General features: G+C 35.4%; 12 protein-coding genes. 6 read left to right on the top strand and 6 right to left on the bottom strand.

Annotated elements, in window-relative coordinates; genetic code table 11:
* Positions 1-219: 219 nt before the first annotated feature.
* From IPK88_08715 to IPK88_08700, 4 genes are all read right to left on the bottom strand, one after another.
* On the bottom strand, positions 220-13,494 hold the full coding sequence (locus tag IPK88_08715; protein ID MBK8243495.1) for a DUF11 domain-containing protein: 13,275 nt from the start codon (positions 13,492-13,494) through the stop codon (positions 220-222).
* Positions 13,495-14,070: 576 nt separating this feature from the next.
* Positions 14,071-14,979, bottom strand: coding sequence for a hypothetical protein (locus IPK88_08710; protein ID MBK8243494.1), 909 nt, complete (start codon positions 14,977-14,979; stop codon positions 14,071-14,073).
* Between the two features lie 21 nt (positions 14,980-15,000).
* Positions 15,001-16,701, bottom strand: a complete 1,701-nt coding sequence (locus IPK88_08705; protein MBK8243493.1) for a hypothetical protein — start codon at positions 16,699-16,701, stop codon at positions 15,001-15,003.
* 1 nt (position 16,702) lies between these two features.
* The gene (locus IPK88_08700) at positions 16,703-17,767 is read right to left on the bottom strand and encodes a di-heme enzyme (GenBank protein ID MBK8243492.1); all 1,065 of its coding nucleotides are present in this window, start codon (positions 17,765-17,767) and stop codon (positions 16,703-16,705) included.
* Between the two features lie 181 nt (positions 17,768-17,948).
* On the opposite strand from IPK88_08700, the gene IPK88_08695 reads away from it, so the two are divergent.
* Entirely contained in the window at positions 17,949-18,377 is a 429-nt protein-coding gene (locus IPK88_08695; GenBank protein ID MBK8243491.1) for a nuclear transport factor 2 family protein, read from the top strand.
* Here the strand turns inward: IPK88_08695 and IPK88_08690 are convergent.
* Both IPK88_08690 and IPK88_08685 read right to left on the bottom strand, forming a co-directional pair.
* Entirely contained in the window at positions 18,325-19,650 is a 1,326-nt protein-coding gene (locus tag IPK88_08690; protein ID MBK8243490.1) for an O-antigen ligase family protein, read from the bottom strand. The genes IPK88_08695 and IPK88_08690 overlap by 53 nt on opposite strands.
* A 59-nt stretch (positions 19,651-19,709) precedes the next feature.
* Complete coding sequence (locus IPK88_08685) at positions 19,710-20,417, bottom strand: hypothetical protein (protein MBK8243489.1); 708 nt, start codon at positions 20,415-20,417, stop codon at positions 19,710-19,712.
* Between the two features lie 149 nt (positions 20,418-20,566).
* Here IPK88_08685 and IPK88_08680 point away from each other — a divergent pair, with 149 nt between their 5' ends.
* The 5 genes from IPK88_08680 to rpmA all read left to right on the top strand — a co-directional run bounded on the left by IPK88_08680 (position 20,567) and on the right by rpmA (position 25,005).
* Positions 20,567-21,643 carry a hypothetical protein gene (locus tag IPK88_08680; protein MBK8243488.1) on the top strand — a complete coding sequence of 359 codons (1,077 nt, stop codon included), beginning with the start codon at positions 20,567-20,569 and terminating at the stop codon, positions 21,641-21,643.
* Positions 21,644-21,926: 283 nt separating this feature from the next.
* On the top strand, positions 21,927-22,757 hold the full coding sequence (locus IPK88_08675; GenBank protein ID MBK8243487.1) for an SPFH domain-containing protein: 831 nt from the start codon (positions 21,927-21,929) through the stop codon (positions 22,755-22,757).
* A gap of 300 nt (positions 22,758-23,057) precedes the next feature.
* Positions 23,058-24,116: a hypothetical protein gene (locus tag IPK88_08670; GenBank protein MBK8243486.1), complete on the top strand. Its 1,059-nt coding sequence runs from the start codon at positions 23,058-23,060 to the stop codon at positions 24,114-24,116.
* 201 nt (positions 24,117-24,317) lie between these two features.
* Positions 24,318-24,632 (top strand): 50S ribosomal protein L21, encoded by a 315-nt coding sequence (gene rplU / locus IPK88_08665; GenBank protein ID MBK8243485.1) that lies wholly within the window; start codon positions 24,318-24,320, stop codon positions 24,630-24,632.
* A gap of 19 nt (positions 24,633-24,651) precedes the next feature.
* Positions 24,652-25,005 (top strand): 50S ribosomal protein L27, encoded by a 354-nt coding sequence (gene rpmA / locus IPK88_08660; GenBank protein ID MBK8243484.1) that lies wholly within the window; start codon positions 24,652-24,654, stop codon positions 25,003-25,005.
* The last annotated feature ends 2 nt before the right edge of the window (positions 25,006-25,007 follow it).

Raw genomic sequence — 25,007 nt, 5'->3', positions numbered from 1 at the left:
TTAAGCATTTAATACATAACTAATAAAATAAATAAATTACGATTTAAATCATGCTAAAATTCAAAACCAACTTCTATGAAAACTGACAATTGCGTTAAAATATTACTAATCATAATATTATTCATTTTGCAAATTCATAATATGAATTTTTCATAATTAAATAACAAAGCCTATCTCAAATGAATGAGATAGGCTTTGATCATTAATTCTTAAACTATTTTACCTTAATACAGTAAATTGTTTGTTAACTATACCATGGCTTGTCAATATTTGTAAATTATACTGACCTGCTGGTAATATTGAAGTATCTAATAATTCATTAAATGTTCCTGCCTTTCTAAATCCTCCAAATGGATTTGTCAATACATTCTTTCCAGATTTATCAAATACTCGTACTTCTAATTCACTTTCTTCACCTATTGTAATATCCACTTTCAACATATTGTCTACTGGATTTGGATAAATCGAAACATTGAATTCAGAGCTTCTATTAATTTGGATCGAAATAATCTTACTGTATGTGAAATGTCCATCTTTATCTACTTGTTTCAATCTATAATAGTAGACTCCAGATTTATTTGCATCAAAGTCATCATAACCATAATTATGTTTGGCTGCTAATCCATCTTCACTAGCCAATTCTTGTCCTATAACCGTGAATCCTGTCTCACTTTCATGACGTCTTTCAATTTCAAAGTGATCATTGTTCAATTCAACTCCAGTCTGCCAGTTTAATTCTGTAAAGCTTCCATTATAGTGACCTGTGAAATTCAACCATTCGATAGCTAATACCGCTCCTACTAAACCTGCGTCAATAGTTGGCATGGCATCACCCGTTTGAATTCGATACACTCTGGTCGTTCCATAACCGTTTGTTCCATCCACATCATTATCTACCGGATCTGTTCCACTATGTGCTGCAGTAAATCCGTAATTCACTGGAGGAATAAATTTAACATAATAATCACCTTGTGCTATTCCATCTAACATATAATGACCGTCAGATCCTGTAGTCGCTTCACTAACCATTGCACCAGTATTATTGTTATATGCATTGACTTTAACTCCAGGTATTGGTTGTTCCCCTGAATCCTGTAGACCATTTAAGTTGCGATCCAACCACACATAGTCACCAACAGTAGCTTTGTTCTGGAATCCAGCTCCAATATTCAATACCATATCACCACTTAATACAACGATCTTTCTTGTACTGTTTACTCCATTTTCGTGTCCAATGTCGGAATCTTTATCTGCATTCCCACCGCGTAATGGTTCTGATGCTGCTAAGTGACCCGGACGTTCGAACTGTACATAATAACTTCCTGGTTTAACACAAGCAAACTTATAATAACCATCGTCTGACGGCGTAGCTGGGTTTACTGCAGTTAATAAAGTTGCAACTACACTACCACTATTGTAATCAATTAAATTGATTCTTAATCCATTCAGACCATTTTCACTTGCATCAAATACACCATCTTTATCCACATCAAAGAATACCCGACCTCCTATCATTACACATTGCCATATTCCTAAATCCCAGGTTCTGTCATTCTCTCCAGGGCTTAAATAAGTAGTAGCATTGGTTCGAGGCCCATTACTATTATCCACATCACTATCCTTGGTATCATTTCCTACATTTGCAGTCGTAATATTCCATCCAGCAGGTGGATCATACTTAGCATAATATTGCATAGGCATTAATTTCTCAAACAGATACAAGCCATTATTATCCGTTGTTGTCGTTTTGACTGGTAGGTTAGTAACTGCATCATACAATGTTACCAATACACCACCCACTCCTTCTTCTCCAGGTTCCTGGATTCCATTGGCATTTCTATCATGCCATACATAATCTCCGTATGATGCTAATTCAACCAATCCAGCATCCCATGTGCTATCACGTTCACCCCATTGAAGGAATGTACATGCAGCAACACCCGCTGCATCAACATCACTATCTTTAGCGTCATTGCCACCTTTATCTCTGAAAGTGAAGGCACAGTTAGGCATATTTATAGGTAGTGCGTCAAATCTTAGGAAATAATCATCTGATAATAAAAAGTCAAATTCATATTTACCGCTAGCATCTGTAGTGTCCTTCTTAACCAAACTTCCATTGGAACATTTATACAAATAGACATGTACGCCAGGAACACCAGGTTCATTATTATCTTGAACTCCATCACCATCGAGATCTTTCCAAACATAATCTCCAATCCATGCAGTCACAACGACCTTCTCCGGATCATGATCATCTGAATCTTCGTTTTCGATCTGATTGTTTCCATCGATTACATCATCCCATGGATCTTCATCATGAACTGCACGTTCCCAAGCATTGTCCGTATTCGGTTTACTATCAGCATCATCGTTATCCCGATTCACGTTGAAAGTATCTCTTACACTGCGTATCTCTGCATAATTTTCCCAATCTGGTATAGAAGGATTAGCAGCTACGATGACTTTAAGTTTTAAATGCAATTGTACACTATCTTCAGGATACAATCTTGTTCCATAAGTATACTCCAATCTTGGACCATTAAATGCCCATCCTGCATTAATTGCTGGAAGGAATTGGAAACCTTGTGGTATATAGTCATTTACTCCAACTGCAGAAGAAACAACATTGCCTTGATTGTGTAGACTGATTACAAAATCTACTGTATCACCAGGTATGTAATATGGTTTTTTACCTGGAATCCATTTTCTCAATGCAAAATCTACAACTGGTGGTTCTGCAGGATCGTGATCATCTTCATCAACAGGTGGTTTTTCATCAACTTCGCCATCTTTTGGAGGACCATCGTTATTTGGATTATCATCCGGATCGCTATCTATATCATCACCAGGTGTATTTGTTGTATCTGTAACTGTAACAATTTCTGCAAAATTTTTCCAAGCTGCTTTATTATATAGTGTAGGCTTGACTGCTAAATACAGTGTCACTTTTGCACTATCGCCAGGAATAACTTTAGCTGCTATTGTTGTTTTAGCAATTCTTGTTATATTGTTATACGTCCAATTAGGATTTGATGGCACATCAAACTCATATCCCGGAGCTAAATAATCAGCGATCACAAAATTTTGTGCACTTCTATTACCTTGATTATATACCGTTACTTCAAATGGTACCACTTGATTGTACATAATTGGTAATGTCCCGGTATAATTCTTTCTTAAAGCAACATCGAAAACCTGTATTCCGGCAGGGTCATGATCATCTTCTTCTCCTCCCTTATTGACACTTGTGATATTATTATCTGCAACATCACCAGGAGTTACTGCAAGCTCACCAGGCCCATTAGATGATGGTCGGCTGTCTACATCAAATGTATTAACATTGTTGCCTAAAGTATCCAGCATGTTGGTTATCTCCGCATAGTTTATCCAATCTCTGTAACCACCTTTGGTGTTTTTTAATTTTAAGGTAATCACAAAATCTATAGAGTCTGTCGGATTTACAGTACCTGTATATAGATATTCAGCACCATTTGCATTTGCAACCCATAAAGGACTTAATGCTGGGACTAAACTAAATCCTACAGGAATATAATCTTGAATTTTAACATTTCTTACAGGTTCATTTCCTTGGTTGAAAATCCTAACCCGATAAGTTAAATTCTGATCATAAACATATGGCGGTGGCGTATCCAATAATTTCTTCAATGCCAAGTCATATATTTTTACATACTCAGGATCATTATCATCCTCATCACCAGTAGCATTTGTGTCACCTATTGTTCCTGTTCCATCTCCATTCAAGATATCATCGCTTCCAGGGAAATTTCCTCCTTCACTATCCGGAATAGGCGCACCACCCGGATCATTATTATATACTGCATCTGGATTAGAGTCAATATCATTAATTCCTGGTTCGTCTGCAACCGGATTGTCTGAACTAATTTCTATTTCAACTGTCCATGCATGTTTTCCACTTGCCGGTTGGGATGTTAATATGATATTATACATATCCATCTCACCAGGTTTAATGGTATCTGTTACCGGTACGGTATAACTTGCGATTCTGGTAACATTATTATACACCCAATTCGTGTTTGGACCTTGTGTAAAAGCAAATCCATCCGGTACTAAAACACTTATTGTATACCCAGCACTTGCTATATTTCCTTGGTTTTTTACCTTTATAGGGAATGTAATTAACTCACCATATGAACTTATTCTATCCACGTTATTTTCAATTACTGTAGCCAAGTCAAAAATCCATGGTCCAGCAGGATCGTGATCATCTTGACTTCCTACTCCAGTATCACTATTGCTGCTTATGTCATCATCACCTAATTTACCAGGTAATACATTATTTTCGTTTGGCCCATTACTTCCTGCTTCACTATCAACATCTGTTCTTGTTACATTAAGCGTATCTTGAGCAGAAGTTATTTCAGCATAATTAATCCAAGTCTTATTCGTAGTAAGCTGTGTAGCCATTTGGAATTTTAATACTAATGTCAATACAACACTATCTCCAGGTTTAATAACAGAAGTAATCATATTCGTAATTGTATTAGGTCCTCCAGTCCATCCATTATTGTTCGTGAAGCTATAACCATCAGGTATAAAATCACTAACTAAGATATTCGTTGCTGAAATATTTCCTTGGTTAAATACGGTAACTTTAAATATATGATTCTGTCCGTAAGTATATGGCGCTGCGGCTGGTGAAACCAAAGTTTTTCTCAATGCAAGATCAAAAACTTGTACAAATTCTGGGTCATTATCATCCTCATCTCCTGCTGCACTAGTACCTCCAACAACTCCATTTCCTGCACCATTTAAGATATCATCACTTCCTGGGTAATTTCCATCCTCACTATCAGGCAATGGACTTCCTCCAGCATCGTTTGAGAAATTATTATCTGGTTTTGAATCAATATCTTTAATACCAACTTCATCAGCTATTGGATGATCTTTACTAATTTCAACTTCTACCGTCCATGCATTTGGACCGTTAGAAGGTTGAGCAGTAAGTACTATACTAAATTGGTCTGTTTCACCTGGATTTAATACATTCGTTGATACATAAGTGAACAATCCGATTCCATTATCAAATACCCAATTAGGATTAAATGCTGGATTGAAAGCAAATCCAGAAGGTATATTAACGGATACTGTATAACCATTCGTAGGAATGTTTCCTTGATTGTGTACTTCTATAGGGAAATTGATCAATTCTCCATAGAAATGAATTTCAGCTGTTGAATTCTCAACTTTAGTAGCTAAGTCAAAGATCCATGGCCCTGCAGGATCATGATCATCCTGACTTCCAAATCCTGTATCTGAGTTACTTGCTATATCATCATCACCTGGTTTACCAGGAATTACATTTTGTTCATTTGTTGTATTTGATCCAGGGTCACTGTCCACATCATCTCCAGGTACTCCGTTTAGATCATTTGCTCCTGCAATTTCTGCATAGTTTGCCCATGATTTCAACGATGGAACTGCTACCATGTTAAAGGTCAAATTCAAAGTTATTGTTCTGCTGCCACCTGGTTGGATTGTATCTGTTATGGTCTTGCTGACCGTAGGGAATGCTCCGGTCCAGCCATTGTTTGGTGAGAAACTGTATCCTTCAGGTATATAATCTTTTACCTGAATGTCCTTAGCAGTCACATTACCCTGATTAAACACTGTAATTTCAAAAGTATGTGTCTGACCATATGTGTATGGTCCTGTAGCAGGAGTTACTAATTTCTTACGCAATGCAAGGTCAAAAATACTTATAATCGCAGGATCATGATCATCCTCATCTACAGGAGGTGCCTTAGTAACTTCATCGTCAGTCGAACCACCTGGTTCTCCACCATTATCGTTGGTTGGATCATCATCAGGATCACTGTCAAAATCATTACCCGATACTCCTAATGAGTCTTGAGCTGATTTAATTTCTGAATAATTTGTATAAGCATCAAATGCTGAACCATTAGGCAATAACCTTAACCGAATGGTGACATCTGTACTTTGGCCAGGACCAAGTGGTCCTGCTACAGTGCGAGTGGCTTGTTTGTTGCCTGCAGAATAAGTCCAAGCAGCATTTACACCTCCAGCAATAAACTGAAAACCATCAGGTATATAATCTACTACAGCTATATTTTTTGCTGTAATATTTCCTTGATTAAAAATTGAAATTTTAAAATCAACATCTTGTCCGTATGCATATGGTCCACCCGTTACAACTGATTTACGCAAAGCAAGGTCAAAAATATTGACACCAGCCGGATCATGATCATCCTGATCACCTGCCTTGGTGATGTCTGTGATATTATCATCATTTGTACTTCCAGGAGTAACAGCCCTCTCTCCAGGAGTATTTCCATTTGGATCACTATCGACATCTTGAGAAGATACATCAGTTCCATTAACTGATTGCATACTTTTGATCTCACTATAATTTATCCAATTGGTGTACCCACCTGAAGTTCCTGCTAATCTTAGTTTTAAGATTACTTCAAAATTATCTCCCGGATTTAATTGAGGAGCATGTGTGTGCGTCACCAATGGATGTGAACCGCTCCATACACCTGCATTATCCCCTGCATTGTAAGTATAACCAATAGGAATATAATCATTTACCACTACATTTTTTACCGGTAGAGTTCCCTGATTGTATACTGTAATTTTAAAATCAACTACTTGACCAACACTATATGGCCCAGCTGTTGCTGTAACTTTTATCAGGGCAAGATCATACACATTAATCATGGCAGGATCATGATCATCTTCATCGATCGTACCATCATCATCTACTAAATCATCAGTAGGCCCTCCAGGTTGTCCTCCAATATCATTATTCGGATTATCATCAGGATTACTGTCAATATCTACACTTGTAGTCCCTAAACTATCTTGCGCTGATTTAATCTCACTAAAGTTTATGTAAGCAGTACTACTTCCTGGGTTTGAAATAGTTCTTAGACGAATAGTTATATTTAAACTGTCACCAGGTTTTAATGGACCCGACACAATTCTAGATGCCTGTGACAATCCTGCAGAGTAACTCCATGCAGCATTAACACCTCCTGCTATAAATTGAAATCCTGCTGGAACATAATCTACGACATAAATATTTTGTGCTGTAAGGTTTCCTTGATTAAATATTCTTATATTAAAATCAACATCTTGACCATAACTATATGGTCCAGCTGTAATAACTGTTTTTCTTAATGCCAAATCAAATAGATCTCCAAATTCTATGCCTGTCCCGGCTGGATCATGATCATCTTCTTCGGCACCTTTATTCGTACTGGATATGTTATTATCATTGATTCTTCCTGGCAATACTGCTCTTTCCAATGGTCCATCACTGCCTACTTGACTATCTATGTCATCATTAGATCTATTGGCATTGTTCAAATCTTTGCTTGAGACAATCTCTGAATAATTAATCCATTTACGGAATCCTCCAGAAGTATTTTCTAAAGTGAGTATAATGTCAACAAAGGCACTGTCACCCGGAACAATTGGCCCAGCTATCGTGTAATTAACATTTGGGTATGCTCCAACCCATCCTGGATTTAATCCTGATGAAAAAGAATAACCGATTGGTATATAATCTACAATCTTAATATCCTTGGCTGTTTCATTGCCTTGGTTATAAACCCATATTCTAAAAGTTAATGGATTATTGTAATTAATAGAACCAGACACAAAAACTTTCTTTAATGCTAGATCCCATATTTTAATAGCTGCTGGATCATTATCATCCTCATCTTGTTGTGGATCATTTTTTCCATCCTCATTTATTTCATTATCATCGGTACCATCAATAACCACGTCATTGTCATCATCAGGATTCATGTTGAATCTGCTGTCAATGTCTTCGGTTTGGGTAATATTTTTATCATCTTTAGCCGTTTTTATTTCAGCCTCATTATACCATGCTCTGTCTACAGGATTACTGCCTGGTTGAACCACTAAATTTATGGTAACATTGACGCTTGATCCTGGATTAATACTAGGAATGGTTGTTGTCGCCATCCCAATTCCATTGGTCCAAATAGCGTTTCCTGGTCCAAATGCAAATCCAGAAGGAATATAATCCACCACTACAACATCACGGGCCTGGATACTTCCCTGATTATAAACTGTGATGACAAATGGCACCACGCTTCCGTATTGGAATGGACCATTGGCTGTTGTTGTTTTCTTTAAAGCAAGGTCAAAAACTTCAATACCTGCAGGGTCATGGTCGTCTTCATCTTCATCGGGATTATTTTTTCCATCTTCTGTGATGACGTTATCATCCGGACTTCCAGGTTTAACCGCTTTTTCTTTTGTAGAATTAGAATAAGGATCACTGTCTATATCCTCGTCTGAAACTTCATCCGTGCCCATAAATGCCTTTTTAATTTCAGCAAAATTGATCCAGTCAAAACTTCCACCCGAACTTGCTACTATTCGCAAGGTCAAATCTATTGTTTTAGATGCACCAGGATTTAAAAAACCTGGCAATTTTCCTTCCAATTCATTAGCAGAAACTATAGTCCAATTAGCATCTCCACCTAAATATTTTAACCCGGCAGGTAAGTAATCGGCTACTTGGACATTCTCAACAGCAGTATTGCCTTGATTGAAAACAGTTATTCTAAAAGTGATATTATCACCGTATTTATATGATCCAGCAGGATTCAGTATAACTTTCCTTAATGCTAAATCTATAATTTTTATATCGGCACAAACAGTATCCCGTTGATCAGGAATTCCATCATCATTTACATCAAGAGTCGTTCGATTAAATAATCCTTCTCCACTTTGCGGTACGTTTGGATTGTTTGCCCCACAAGGCGTATAGATCTCGTCGCCCACACTTGCCGTTGCAACTAAATCAATTTTCACCTGTAATTTAACTTGGTATGTGTGTGTCGTTTGCTTTATAATATTTTGGTCATTTGCAAGATTCCATGGTCCAAATAAAGTTAATCCTATAGGTCCGGGATTGGCCGGATTGCCTGGTGCATTTGAGGTATATTGAGCTGACAATACTTCAAAATCATTTTCTAATCCTGGTATGTCATTCAGAGTATATTTACCTGTAGCATAGCCACTATTGGCAACCTTTATAGTATAAGTCACATCATAAGTATTCGGGCCTTGTTTAACGACCACTGGACCAGACTTTTCATGATTGATAATAGGCAATTCTCCACAAGCTTCATCCCGTTCATCATTAAAATCATTAGGTGTATCGAGTATGGACAAATTATATAAACCGTTTTCTGGAATATAATCTCCAGGTGTAACTTCGGCGCAAGGTTTGTATGAGCCATCTCCTCCTGGAGGAGGCGTTCCTTTAAGATTTAAGGTAACAGAAACTGTAAGATTGTAAACTTGGACTTCTACATCTGTTATGTTTTGATTCACTGCTAAATCATATCTGTTACTACCATCTGTTGGCGGCACGATTGTACCAGGATTACCTGGATTTCCAACAGCATTGGTGCTATACTTTATGGCATTAACCACTACGTCTTTATCGAATGCCAATGAATCTTTTAAATTATATTTTCCATTTCCTGTGCCAATATTGTCCACTGTGATTTTAAAAGAAACATCATAAGTATTCAAACCAGTTTGAGTGACACCTACAAATTCTTTAAAATGAGTTACGACAGCGCATCCAATCACTTGAACAGTATAAGTTGCAGTTGCAGTACAACCCGTCACCTTATCCGTAATTGTCACATGGTAATCGTTTGTTATCAAAACATTATTAATGGTTGCAGTTTGATTGGTTCCAAGACCTGCACTCCACAGATAAGTATAGTCACTTGGTAATTTTGGACTAGGATTGGCAGTCAAGATCACATTATCTCCTATACAATTCGGATTCGTTCCTGTGATATTTACAGTAGGGCCTCCTTCATTGATGATACTTGCGGCTAAAGTTCCTGTACATCCATTTTTATCTGTAACTGTAACGGTATATGTTCCTCCGGCAAGACCTGTAGCAGTGGTTCCTGTTTGTTGTGGTGAGGTATTCCATAAATAAGAATAAGGTGATTCTCCTCCGCTGGCTGTCACTGTGATGGAGCCATTTTTCTTATTACACTGTTCATTGGTTTTTCCAACCAAACTTGGTGTTGGGTTATTATTTACTTTCACTAAGACTTGGGCTGTATCCTTACAACCTTTGGAATCAGTCACAATGACTTGATAATTTTGATCAGAAGTTGGTGAAGCAACAGGGTTTTGGCAAGTTGTGCATGAAAGCCCGCTAGATGGACTCCATAAATAACTGAAAGTAGGTGTGCCCCCTGAAGTAATTGCCGTTAGATTGACTGAAAAGCCCTGACAAATAACTGGATTCAATGGCGTAATGGTCACTTGAGGTTTTGGATTGACCAGTACCTCCACTGATTTGGAAGCTGAACAACCATTAACATCGGTTACTACCACTGTATAATTCGTTGTCGATGCTGGACTAACAGTAACTGATGATGTCGTCATTCCTCCTGGTGACCAACTATATGTAATAGGCGCTGTCCCTCCACTGGCATTTGCTGTTAAGGTAACTGAACCTCCTGCACAAATTGGGTTTGCCCCTGTTATATCCACAGTAGGACCTCCTTCATTGATGATACTTGTGGAAAAAGTTCCGGTACATCCATTTTTATCTGTAACAGTAACGGTATATGTACCTCCAGCAAGACCTGTAGCAGTGGTTCCTGTTTGTTGTGGTGAAGTATTCCATAAATAAGAATAAGGTGATTCCCCTCCAGTAGCTGTCACTGTGATGGTACCATTTTTCTTACCACATTGTTCGTTGGTTTTTCCAACCAAACTTGGTGTTGGGTTATTATTTACTTTCACCAGGACTTGCACTGTATCCTTACAACCTTTAGAATCAGTCACAATGACTTGATAATTTTGATCGGCAGTAGGTGAAGCATCTGGATTTTGGCAAGTTGTGCATGAAAGTCCGCTAGATGGACTCCATAGATAACTATAACTAGGTGTGCCGCCCGAAGTAATAGCTGTTAAATTTACTTTGACGCCTTGGCAGATGACTGGATTCAATGGAGTAATGGTCACTTGAGGTTTTGGATTGACCAGTACCTCCACTGATTTGGAAACTGAACAACTATTACCATCGGTTACCACAACCGTATAAGTCGTTGTTGAACCAGGACTAACCATTATTGCTGATGTAGTCATACCTCCTGGTGACCAACTATATGTAATGGGTGCTGTCCCTCCTGTTGCATTTGCTGTTAATGTAACTGATCCTCCTGCACAAATTGGGCTCGCTCCTGTTATATTTACAGTTGGTCCAGTAACGGTTCCAACAGTACCAGTGGCTGAACGAGAACAACCTGAAATGTCAGTCACAGTCACGGTATAACTGCCCGGAGACAAACCTGTGATGGTCTGGATATTTCCTCCATTGGACCAAGCATAAGAAAATGGCGGCGCACCTCCAGTTGGATTTGCAGTTGCTTCACCAATTTTTTTACTACATATATCCGGGTTTGTGGTTACATTCACCTGAATATCATTAGGAGTTGCGTTTATCGTTATAGTATTGGTCCCCGTGCAACCATTCTTATCAGTAATAGTTACAATGTAAGTGCTCGAAGGAGCTGATGGCGTTACTTGAATTGGGTTTCCACTCTGCGCGGTACTCCAGGTAAAAGTATAAGGTGTTGTTCCTCCACTTCCAACAGCGGTTAAAATTACTTTTGTTCCTTCACAAACATTGTTCTTATCCGAACTCACAGTCACAGATGGACTTGGGACCGGACTAATTGTTACTTGGGAAGTAGCCGTACAACCAGTAGTTGTGTTGGTAACAGTCAAAGTATAAGTACCTGCACCTACATCAATACAACGCGTTGTGGCCATTGTACTCCAACTGTATGAAATATTTGCGGCAGGAGTTTGTTTTGCACAGATTTGTGTCGTGCTGGCTCCAATACATAATCCAGTGGCGCCTGTAATACTGCCATCTGGAAGATCGTTAACTGTCACAGTCACTTTTTTAGAACCAGAACAAGCATTTATACCATTATCACCATTCTCAGTTGTACTAACGATTAGTGTATAGGTAGTAGTAGTAGTAGGATTCGCTGTAGGATTTGCACAAGTTGTACATGACAAACCAGTAGCAGGAGACCACAAATAAGATAGAGGTGCATTTCCACCAGTGATGGTTGGACTTAATACCACACTTGTACCCTTGCAAATAGCCACATTGGATAAACTTATGGAAGGTGTATCGCAAATTTTAAAAGTTTGGGTAAAATTTGATTCACATCCTAAACTGTCTTTAATATTTACAGTGTAATTAAACATACCTGCTGTAGATGGGCAAATAAGAGCGTTATAAGCTACCGAATTACCATTTGGATCTTTCCATTTGACATTATGTGATCCAATTAAACCACTTGGTATCGGACAATTAAATAATGTGTCTAATTTTATACAGGATCCCAGACATTTCTTTATACTATTATCTCCCAGTTGAGCTTTTATTAAACAACAAAAATCAATTTGGTCAAACTTAAAATCGACAGAAATATTGTTTGTATTCATATACAAAGATATTTTGTCGATATCACACCAATTGAACCCATTGGCCACAGTAAAATCAACCAATGCAAACTCTTCATCATAGTCACCAAATCCGGAACCTGGCATATTTCTCACAATAGTACCAATCTTTCCGGTGCCATCTGTTATAGTCACAGTCATTGTCACACCAGATTGATCTGCAAAATAATTATAAAGTCTAAATCCAGCGGAAGCATCTGGGACACCATTGGCATCAAGACAGTCACAGATTCCATTCCAATTTAATTGATCTCCTCCAGTACCACCATAAACCAATTCTGTATTGGATTCATTCCCTTCATCATTACTACTACTATAAAACCATTCACCAAAATATGGGCTTGTTATATCTGACTCTTTCAAAACATCGGCTCTCGAAGTTAGAGCTCCAGACACGTACCAAATATTCATCGTACGCTTATTTCCAATCAAACCACCTGCGTTTAATCCGGTAAAAGTTTTAGTTTCAAAAATGGGGCCACCTAAGATTGGAGACTTCACTATCACTGTTTGTTGTGTAGTACCATCTGGTTCATCAAAATTGTCAATGATACGACACTTGTTAAAAGTAGCTCCATCGTGCACTATAACCTTAACCTTATCTACCAAGGTAGTACAGCCAGCCTTTGCTGCAGTAATAGTAACTACTTCAGTAACAGTAGGTGTGTAGCTCATAAATGTGCCTGCAGCACCTGTCGCCATTTTTATTAATCCAGATACAGATCCAGTCCAGGTAAAAGTAATACCAGTAGGAGTGGTGTTTAGTTCTGCAAAAAGATCTACAGTCCCACCTTTACATACTTCCACAAAACCTCCCGCAGAAAGAATTGTAGGACAAGATTGAGCGTGAAGTCTTTGGAAACTTGATAAAAATACCAAAAAAACCAAAGAAAAACTTTGAAAAAGTAACTTTAAATTATTCATATGTATGTATACTTAGTTGATATAAATTTATAATTTATCAATTTCAAAACAGTGTTATCAATATTAGAATATTTACACATAACCATACTTCATGATCCTTGCAAAACAACATAATGATGACAGATTTACTTTACTTCATTTATACAAATTAAAAGTGTGATTAGCTTGGATAAACAGATCACTCTTTTGATTCAAAATGATTCAAATTAAATCAATTAATAAATTTCTTTAGAAAATTAAATATTCAAATCCAATGCGGATTTAACAACATTCAATTTTCTAGTTCATTCTTCTCAGGATGGTTGGAACAATTTGTCATACCACATTTCCAATATTTGGCATAATTATGGTATTACTATACGAAGGCCTTGTTGTTTTTAAACAATACCTTTATAGAAAGGCAAAGTTAGTTTAAATAAAATACATATTAATATTATTTTTAATATTTTTATAATAATATATGTATCTGATTTATTTTCAATACTATACAAATTAAATAAAAATACTTATTTACTCAAAAAACTTATAAAATTTAGTGAACTCTAGTTCCGAAGGGCCAGAATTTAGAATTTATGTCTATTCGATGCCACTTAATTTCCAATTTTTTTTGAATGGGTTATAAACAAAATACATCTGATTTTGCTGCTCTTCACTTGGTGAGGTAAGGTTATAATAAAACAACACCGTAAACAATTGCATCTTTCCATCTGAAGTAAATCTGATTTTTCTAATTTTATCATCCCCTCTTGGACCCAATCCGCTTATTGAAAATCCTTCTTTCAATCTTCCAACTGGATTGTTTCGCTCATCCAATTCTAATGAGTATAATTTTGATGCTCGCGCAGATGATAAATAAAGTATTCTTTTTCCCTGATGAATATGTAAGGCTAATCCATAAATATCTTTATGGTCAATAAGCGTTGTAATTTCTTTAGTCTTAATATCAATTTTACAAACTTTTCCGATTTCTCTTTTTTCAGAAGATCCTGCTACGGTACTAACGATTAACTGACTCGTCGAACAATCATAAAAACTACCTAACAATCCAAATGGATTAAATGACCCTGGCAAAACGTCCATTGGAATTTGAACGTAAGCATTCATCAATCCTGAATTGGCATCGACCTTATATATGGTGTTTTGTTTTTCCAAAGGATTTTTAAGTAAGTTCACTTTAGCAGAAGGGAGCACATATGAATTTCCAGATTGGTCTGTACAAATGGCACCAAGAAAACCTTTATCTGTCCATGAACTGTCCTGTATAACTTTAATAATCTTTGCATTCGGATTTCCGGGCTGTTCTGATTCAATAAGTGCCATTCCAACCAAAAATTTCTCAGAAGTGGATAAATAAGCTTTTTGTGGATTGATCCCTTTCTTCAAAAAATAGGGCGGTAATCCTTTACATTGATCTAACTGACCCAATAACTCAAATTGAAAACTACATAAACAGAATAATATCAAATAATAAATGGGCTGTTTCATTTAATAAAATATTTAACTTAATTAATAAGGCTTAAACATTGGACCTGAATAACATGGATAAATCACGGGTACATATACCCCATTTTTCAATACCGATTCGGCCCAACAATATTCATTCCCTTTAGTATCGTCATTTGTCATTTGTGCAACATACCATAGAACTATAGAACTTGTTTGTATTATTTCAGGATCAGGTTCTATAAATTTTTCAGGACCTTGTTGATAATCTTTGTTGCAACATGGGCCAATAGTTGGTAAATCAGTTTCACCTTCATCTCTATGTGAATCCCATTTAGTTACATAAACATATGCATTGTCTCCTCGTCCTCCATCCCTCATTTGACCTGTATTAGCCAAAATCACTAACCCTTGTTTGTTGTCGTTTTCTGTTTTCAACCATTGATGATCACCTTGATACAACGTTTTTCCTGTTTGTAAAGTCCATTGTTCATTTTTCCACTGTTTCCAGGTATTCTTATTCCATTCATAGAAATTATTTTTTTCGCCTGATACTGCAATTCTTGTAACCGGACGATACATTCCATTATTACCACATCCCCTTCCTATACTTCCGACGACAGGTCTAAATCTGCCATCATTATAAAATTCAAAATACTGATGATAATTATAATTACATGGAGTCGGCCATCCCTCACTATAATATCGTTGGCCCAATAAAAATCCCGTTGTATCACCAGATTCCACAATAGCTTCAAAATATGGTGGCTCTACTGCGAGTACTGCAGCTGTGGAAAATTCAGGACATCCTACTGCATCACTATAACCAAATCCATCTATTTTAGAATACGAGACATGCCAGTCTACTAATTTTACATTTCTAAAGAGCTCCTTTTTTTTATATTGAACATTAGTTAAAACAAGCCCATCAGATCGACTCATAGAATAGCTAAATGTCCAATCATTTTTTTCAATTACATTATTTTTATCACAATAACATGACATGATTTTATCATTCTGCATGGTACGTTGTGTTACTGCCATACCAGTCTCACCTACCTGAGTCCATTTGACACCAGCAATATTTAAATCAGTAAGATCTACTATAGCCCAAAGTGCCTTATCTCCTTTCACAAAGGTTGGAGCTACGCATAGATGCTTTGAACGCTGGCATTTGGTTCTATTCAGAGCTGTTTTTGTGCCAGCCATGATAGGCCTTTGGTCTAATTTATGTTCTCCATATTCATTTATTACTGCCGTATCATTGATTGCCATTTCCATTGCCAATTCAACAAGATGTGGTGGAATATCTGGCTGCGTCTCTTTATAAAAAATAATATTAATAACTTGCTTATGAGCTAAATCTACGAAACCAATTATAGAAGCATTCAATGCGTAATTATACATTTCAACTCTGTACAGATTTTCCATGTTCATTATTGCATTTCCATTAGGTAAATCAGATGGTCGGGCTTTTGATATTGAAAAAATTTCATTCAACATTTTTTTCTGACTCGATGGTTCTACAAAAAATTTATCCAATTTTGAATTTGAAATAAATATATCTTGTATTTCACTACTAGACTTTATGTCATTTTGTTTAACCAATAACACGGGTTTGTTCAATTTCAAAACGGCATTGATTTCTTTTTTTCTTTCATCCAGTAGTGAATGCCCATCAGTTCTTCTGTTTTTTTGTGAAGAACAATTCAGAATAATCATAAAACAAAACAAAACATAAATTAATACTATATTTTTCATCATATCATTCGTTAAACGGATCTAAAAAATAAGGATTTGACAAATAACTGGTGTCGGTCAGGGTATGTAAAAATGCTATTAATGCTTTTCGTTTATTCTCATCTAATTGAAATCGTTTTAGTCTGGAATCAACATTTGGATGAATTGAGCCATCTCCAATACAATCTCCACTAAGTATATTTCTCCCACGATGTTCATAGTTTATAATAACATCTTCCAAACTGTTTCCCGATCCATCATGGTAATAAGGGGCGGTGATAGCAACATTCCTCAATGTTGGTATTCTAAAAACGCCATCATCAGAATAATTCTTACTGTGTTCATATTGTCCTCGATCTCTGATTGGATAACTACCATTACAATTGTATAATCCAATATTTGCAAATGCAGGACCCATTGTTGGTTCCACAAAATCTAATCCCCCATGACATCGGTGACAGGAAATGGAATCTGAAAAAAACAATCTGTATCCCGTTAGTTCTTGATCTGTAAAAATTAAAGTGTCATTTGTTTTTAAAAATTGATCGTAAATAGAAAATCGACTTTGTAAGCTCAATTCATAAACAACAATACAATCCATGATTTCATCTAGATTAAGATTTGAAATATCTTTTCCATAGCAGCTTTTGTATAATGATTGATAGAGACGATCCGATTTAAATCGATCCAAAATTTGAGATTCCTTTAAATTAAAACCCAATTCTATGGGATGTTCAGAAAATAAAGGTCTCTTCATTTGTTCTTTCAGCGATGTAATCTGAGGATTTGCCCAATCAAAGCAAGTTCTATGATTAATATTGAGAATGGAAGAAGAATTTCTTTTTAACATTTGGGCATCACTGTTCAATGAAAGGCGGTAGCCATCACTAAAGGCTAAACTTGGATCGTGACAGGAAGAACAGGACTTTTTCAAATTATAAGATAATCTTACATCATAAAAAAAATAGTGGCCTAATTCGCCCAATTTACTCGTATTTGAGTTGGTGCTGATTTCAACGGGTTCATAACAAACCGAACTAAATAATATCGGTATAAGAACAATAATTCCAATTAAGCATTTTCGCTTCATAAACACACAAAAATACAAATACCATATTATATTTAGACCTTAATTCAAATATTTAATGAATTCAGATTATTTCTTCCAAATAAAAAGTTTTATTTCGTTATTTTAATTCTATTATCTAAACTGAAATGATACCCCTGTTTTTACATTATTTAATGCTTAAACCATTCAACCTTTTATGCAAATGACCCTATCAAAACAGACCTTGATTCTTATATTGATAACCATTATTAATGTTAAGGGATATACTCAAAAGACTTCTGACATCCTTAGGACTATTTTATATTTTAATGAAGCATTAATAAATAAAAATCTGACAGAAATCAACAAACTTACTCATCCCCATTTAAGTTATGGTCATTCAAATGCATGGATAGAAACCAAAAAAGAGTTTTTACAAAACATTCAATCCAACTATATTCAATATAAATCCATCAAGTGCGATACTGTGCAAATTATTAAAACAAAAAAGATTATTACAGCTAGATATAATGCCCAATTTACAGTAAGCTTAAAAGACAAACCCATTGATTTAACACTGCATGTATGCCAGACTTGGACTAAACGAAATGGTCATTGGGTCTTGTTGTCAAGGCAGAGTACGAAAATTTAATTGTTGGTGCATAAATAGAAATCAAAGCCATAACAATCCACAGTAATCTGAAATTTAGTATATCCGTATTGATTCCCTCTATAGTTAAAAAAATAATAATAAGGAATAGGATAAGATGTTTTGTGGTTGGATTCTGTCTATAGGAATTTGCTGCTATTTTAATTAACAAAAAAAACAATCCACAACACATAATTAATCCTGGAAAACCATATCCTGCAAATGCTCCAAGATAAGTACAATGCGGATCATAATAAATGCTCGATGGATTACTATTATTTAATCCATTCCTTTTCTGATATTCATTAAATGAAGTACCACTAATTCCAAACAAAGGTTGGCTCAATCCCACCTTTATCGCTAATTTCTTCAGTTCAAAATAGTTTGTTTTTTCTAACTCCCATGCATCAGATATTAATGGTTGATTCATAAAATTTTTTATAAATCTTGATTCCTCTGAAGAACCTACTTTGGATCTTACTACAAAGTGAGTTCCCATTAAATAAATAAAAAATAATAGTGCACTGACCATTCCAAATAATGTGCGAAACTGTTTGTTTTTTTTCTTAATAAAAATGAATAGTGTTAAAATTAATATTAAAATAAATATCGTTTTTGAACTTGTCAATAACAAGCCTATTCCTTCCAAAAGTAAAATTATATTCCAACGCCAACTTTCAAAATGTTTAGCTTTATAATATCCTAATTTTAACAAAATACTGATGGAAATTACATGAGCCATCATTTCTGGTGTACCCATCAATCCTCTTGCCCGTGGGACATTACCAAAATAAGGATATTCTAAATAGTACCATGCAAAACGATTAGGAATATGTTCACCATATGCCTGCATTACACCAATGATCCCTAAAAAAGTTGTAATACCACCAGTGATACTGAGTCCATAAATTAAATATCGGACTGTTCTGTCGCTATTCCTCAATATCATCCATTTTACAATGATATATAATGCAACTAAATAAATTAATCCTACCCATTCAATTATCGAATTTTTATCCATACTCATCATAGCTCCAATTCCATAAATAAATATCAATAATCCAATCGTTGCATCCAAATAGTTTAACTTATAATCAACAATATTGAAATCATTTTTTTGTGCAATAAAACAAAAGCCCAATAGAATAAAAATAAATTCAGGGGGTGATACAACTGTAAACCAATAAATATTTAAAAATGAAATAGAAATCAGATAAAGTAAAAAGATACACCAAAGGACACTATTACGATTAAGAATTTTAATTGATATTCCCATATTTTATTTATAAATGAACTTCAATCTATTTCAAAATTAAGTGTCTTAATATGATCTACTTACTTAGTGTCCAATACCCATAGAACTCCTTGTTCATTTCTAAAGGCAACCACACCCAGGTCTTTTGAAAAATAAATTTTCCATTGATTTAATCCCCAAGTTCTATTGGTATATATTTTTTGAAATGTTTTATTGAATAATATCAGTTCTGGAACATATTCATATTCAAAAGAGAAGATGGAATAAGGATTCTCCATTAACGGAATGGTTAGGATCTCAATTCGGATTTCACTGTTCAATAAACCAGGTAAAATTTGATAAATACTCAATACATCCAATCTCTGATTCTCCAGCGGTTTGGCAGGGTTAAATAAACAGCTGATTTCAAATTCGAAAATATGAAATGAAGCCTGATTCGGAGCCAGATTGATCATACGCGTAAAATGTCGCATGACATTATAACTTACTTGTATCGACTCTGTAGCATTTGAAACACATGGAACATGAACCACTTGATATGATTTCAATCCGTAATTTAAATCATTTAAAATAACAGCATCTGATATATGACCCGTACTATCTATGAATTTTTGTTTTACATCTTTACTATAATAGATCCATGATAGGGATTGCCCTAGTGGCTTAATATCTTCTAACTCAATTCGGTCAGGACATTCACCTTTACTTTGATCTAAATGCTCCTTATTGCAGGCAATAAACCAGAAGTTTAATCCAACAATAATCATTACAGCATAAGTCTTAGACATCTTGAGTTAATTTCAAAAGCTGGAAAAAATTTAAATAGCATATAAATGCTTGAATCATAAAGTCTAAGGATTTAAGCTTTTGTTAATATTCCATATAAACAGATCGATTTCTAAAAATTAAAGAACTTTGTGGAAAATCAAAAAATCATATGATCCAATTCATTTTATCTGCAAAACAAACCCAAATATATCTCATTTCAATTATTATAATTGGTTTTTTTGCATGCAAGAATAATCCTGCAAGTCCAAATCCTACCGAACAAGCAACATTTGATGATCCCCGATCAGGAGCCGCATTAGCAGCTAGTTTTGATGGAAATAAGTTAGTAGAATGGCCCGATCTAGACTCCATTAAAAACAGAAGAACCTACAATATTGAAATGAACCGTGCAGTCTATTTAGGACATTTAAATGATGTAAAGGGATATTTACTCTATGGAAGAGCTTTTATGGAAAATGGTCAGGTTGAAAATGCCGCAGATATTTTTTCAAAAGGAATCTTGAAATTTGAAAACACACCTGACTTATTTCAGGCCAGAGGAGAAAGCTTACTTAAAAGTCGCCAATTAACAGCTGCTATCGATGATTTGTGGAAGGCTGGTCAAAAAATGGAAAACACTCCTAATCCTAAAGGAATTATAGGAATGGGTCTCATCGATTCAATTGCTGATATGACGCTACAGTATAAAAACTACTTGTTAATGGGTATCGCATTTCAATGCAATAATGACTTTTCAAATGCTGATAAAATGTTTGAAGTATGTGGTGATTTTTCTACCAATTCTGACTTATGGGTTCGCAGCTATTACTGGCAATACAGTTGTTATACCCGATCCAATAGAATGGCAGATGCCAAAAGTATATTATCCAGTGTCAATGATAAAATGCAAATATTACCTTCTTCAAAACCATATTTGGATGCTATGCTCCATTATAAGGGAACTTTGGCTGAAAAAGATTTTATAGATCTGGAACATCCACCTAAAAACAGTATTGACGCCGAAGCCTGGATCATTGGTGCTTATGCAGTTGGGGTTAAAGCACTTTTAGATAAGGATCAAACCAAGGCCATTGATGTATTTAAGAAGATTTTAGCGACCGGTTATTGGACCATGTTACCTTATATTGCAGCCGAAGGAGAAATGGCACACATGAAAGGTGTAGTTATTAAAGATGCTGAAGAGATTCAACTGAACACTCAGGAAAAAAGAAGAAATACAAAATAAATAGTTATTCTAATTTTTCTTACACATACACTTAAGACTAGCATATTAGATATTTAAACAATAATATCTATTGAATAAGAAGTTAACTTAATTTTTAAATTTATTAGATTTCCATTTATTTCTAATAAAAAGTTCCTCATATTAAATTATCCTTTACATTTATGGAAGTTCTTAAGACCTTCCATTTAGATCTTTAGTCGAATTAATTCTTTGATTGGACGTTAAAAAACCTATTGTGGAACTTAACTATAAAAAGCTCTATTAATGTTACAAAACGAAGCATATGAAAGAAAAATTATTTAACCCCATCACCGGATGGCCATTACTCATTCTCAGTTTGGCTATTATTCCAAGTTTAATTTTTATTCAAAACATTTTTTGGTGGATAGGTGGCTCACTTTTATTATTTTTTATACTCATTGGGTTCATCATCATTATTCCTAATGGGTCAAAAGTAATGACGCTATTTGGAAAATACGTAGGTACCATCAAACAGGATGGATTCTATTGGGCCAATCCCTTTTATTTTAAACGCAATATAAGTTTGCGTGCGCATAATTTTGATAGTGAAAGACTCAAAGTCAATGATATGCGAGGGAACCCCATTCAAATTAGTGTTATCCTGGTATGGAGAGTAAAAGATACATTTAAAGCTACCTTTGAAGTGGAGAATTTGAGCAATTTTGTCAAAGTACAAACCGATTCAGCCGTTCGCAAATTAGCAGGAAATTATCCTTACGACCATGTGGACAATAGCGATGAGATCACGCTCAGAACTTCAAGTCAACAAGTCAATGATTCTTTGGAAAAAGAACTTCAGGAGCGCTTGGAAATAGCAGGAATAGAAGTCATGGAAGCCCGAATTGGATATTTGGCATATGCATCTGAAATTGCAGCTGCCATGCTTAAACGTCAACAAGCGGAAGCCATAGTGGCTGCGCGATTCAAAATCGTGGAAGGTGCAGTAGGTATGGTTGAAGGTGCTTTAAAACAATTACAAGATCGCCATATCGCTACTTTTGATGATAAAGAAAAAGCCAGACTTGTAGGAAATTTAATGGTTGTGTTGTGTTCTGATAAAGAAGCAAGTCCGGTTATAGAAATGAATGGATAGCGATTAACTTTTGTGGTATAGATATTAAAAAAGCCAGAATCCGCTAAATGAATTCTGGCTTTTTCCATTTCATACCGAAACCTATCTAAATAATCACTAACTTCGATCCTATAAACAAACCATTATATTTTGTTTTTGATAAAGAAATCCATAGGACTTCATGCTTACACTATAATGGTTTCTCTAATGCTATTTCTATCAATCATAAATCCAATCTATAGCGCATCAAAAATAAAAATTCCTTTCCGCTATGTGCAATCCTTTATCATTATTGATGTCAGATTAGAAAACCTGATTCCTATGCATTTTATATTTGACACAGGTGCAGAACATCATCTATTATTTGATCACACCTATACTGATCTGTTCACTAATACGTATTTAAGGGAGGTCAAAATAATGGGTGCTGATCTTCAACAAGAAGTCAACGCTTGGATCACCAAACCCATGGAATTTAACATACCAGTTTTCGGTACACTCCAATTGCCATTAGTCGTATTGCAACAAGAATTATTTCATTTAAATCAAATCGTAGGTGAAGATATTCATGGTATATTAAGTGCTTCCATGTTCAGTCATCATTTAATCCAAATTGATTTTAAGAATCACTTTATAACCTTGTTGCCTATTGATTATGAACCAGGAAAAAAATTCAGTTCTTGTGATATTACTGTCATTAAAAACAAACCTTATCTGAGTGCCTATTATACCGGCATAAATTCGACCCCTACTAAAATTCCAACGCTATTATTAGATACGGGTGCAGGCTTACCCTTACTATTATATACAGGCTCCTCCTCAGATATCCAAATTCCTGAAAAAACCATTTCCGGAAAATTAGGAACCGGTCTTGGTGGGCTACTCAATGGTTATATAGGTAAATTACCTGAATTTTCGTTTTGTGATTTTACTTTTAAAAATGTGATCTCCAATTATCAAGAATTAAATCCACTGTTAACCAACAAAGAACAAGTCATAAAACAGGGTATCATAGGAAATCAAATTCTAGATCAGTTTACTGTTGTTTTTGATTACATCCATCAAAAAGTATATTTCAAACCAAACAAGAATTTCAAACAAGAATTGGATATTGACTGTAGTGGACTCAGTATTATAGCAGGGGGACCCGATTTAAGGAATTATTATGTCCGATTTGTAGTTCCTGGCAGCGCGGGTGAACTTGCTGGAGTAATGGAAGGCGATCAAATCAAATGGATCAATAAAAAACCAACAAAATGGTACAATATGAACCAAATTCAACGTTTTCTTCAGAAAGATGAAGGAAAAAAACTCAATTTAGGCCTAATTCGTAATGGTCAAAAACTGAATGCCACACTGATACTTAAAAAAATTATATAATTATTTTGCATGTATAAATGTTTGGATGTTAAAGCAATAACTTTAATATTTTCGAATAATTGACCTATATCACGACCTTGTTAATTGAAAATCAGACCTTTAATGGAATAAAAATCCAAGAATTTCTTTCAAAAACTAGAAAATTATTCAAAATTTTATCCAAAAGAGCTATCTTTGCAGTCCGTTTTAAAAAACCATACAATGATTGCAATTGTAAATATAGCTGGACAACAGTTTAAAGTAACTTCTGGGCAGAAAGTTTATGTCCATCATTTAGATGCTGAAAAAGGCGCTAAAGTAAGTTTCGATGAAGTATTAATGCTTAGTGGTGATGATAATACAACAACTATAGGAACACCGTCTATTAAAGGTGCTCGTGTAGAAGCTAGTGTAATCGATCATGTTAAGGGTGACAAAGTAATCGTTTATAAAAAACAAAGACGGAAGGGTTTAGAAAAAAAGAATGGTCACCGCCAATCTTTTACCCAAATTCAAATTGAATCCATCATTGCCTAATCAATAAAATCAACAAATCATGGCTCATAAGAAAGGTGAAGGTAGTACGAGTAACGGACGGGATAGTAATAGTAAACGTCTTGGTGTAAAACTATTTGGAGGTCAACTAGCAATTGCTGGTAATATTTTAGTTCGCCAACGTGGAACCAAATTTCATCCTGGAAAAAATGTTGGTGTAGGTAAGGATTGGACCCTTTATGCTCTTACTGATGGTATCGTGAGTTTTTCTAAAACCATTAAGGACAGAAATGTCATTCATGTCATTCCGGTTACATCAGCTGAAGTCATTGCGCCTGCTGCTCCTGCACCCGTAGTTAAAGCTAAAGCTGCTCCTAAAGCTGCTCCTGCTCCAAAAGCTGCAGAAGAAGAATAATT

The organism is Candidatus Defluviibacterium haderslevense, from assembly GCA_016712225.1.
GTDB classification, from domain to species: Bacteria; Bacteroidota; Bacteroidia; order Chitinophagales; family Saprospiraceae; genus Vicinibacter; species Vicinibacter haderslevensis.
This window is presented reverse-complemented; position numbering and strand designations above follow the sequence as displayed.

Bases quoted from the DNA above. Each gene is read 5' to 3' on its own strand.
- IPK88_08715 (MBK8243495.1), bottom strand. From the start codon at position 13,494: ATGAATAATTTAAAGTTACTTTTTCAAAGTTTTTCTTTGGTTTTTTTG.
- IPK88_08695 (MBK8243491.1), top strand. From the start codon at position 17,949: ATGACCCTATCAAAACAGACCTTGATTCTTATATTGATAACCATTATT.
- IPK88_08685 (MBK8243489.1), bottom strand. From the start codon at position 20,417: ATGTCTAAGACTTATGCTGTAATGATTATTGTTGGATTAAACTTCTGG.
- IPK88_08705 (MBK8243493.1), bottom strand. From the start codon at position 16,701: ATGATGAAAAATATAGTATTAATTTATGTTTTGTTTTGTTTTATGATT.
- rpmA (MBK8243484.1), top strand. From the start codon at position 24,652: ATGGCTCATAAGAAAGGTGAAGGTAGTACGAGTAACGGACGGGATAGT.
- rplU (MBK8243485.1), top strand. From the start codon at position 24,318: ATGATTGCAATTGTAAATATAGCTGGACAACAGTTTAAAGTAACTTCT.
- IPK88_08690 (MBK8243490.1), bottom strand. From the start codon at position 19,650: ATGGGAATATCAATTAAAATTCTTAATCGTAATAGTGTCCTTTGGTGT.
- IPK88_08710 (MBK8243494.1), bottom strand. From the start codon at position 14,979: ATGAAACAGCCCATTTATTATTTGATATTATTCTGTTTATGTAGTTTT.
- IPK88_08680 (MBK8243488.1), top strand. From the start codon at position 20,567: ATGATCCAATTCATTTTATCTGCAAAACAAACCCAAATATATCTCATT.
- IPK88_08700 (MBK8243492.1), bottom strand. From the start codon at position 17,767: ATGAAGCGAAAATGCTTAATTGGAATTATTGTTCTTATACCGATATTA.
- IPK88_08675 (MBK8243487.1), top strand. From the start codon at position 21,927: ATGAAAGAAAAATTATTTAACCCCATCACCGGATGGCCATTACTCATT.
- IPK88_08670 (MBK8243486.1), top strand. From the start codon at position 23,058: ATGCATTTTATATTTGACACAGGTGCAGAACATCATCTATTATTTGAT.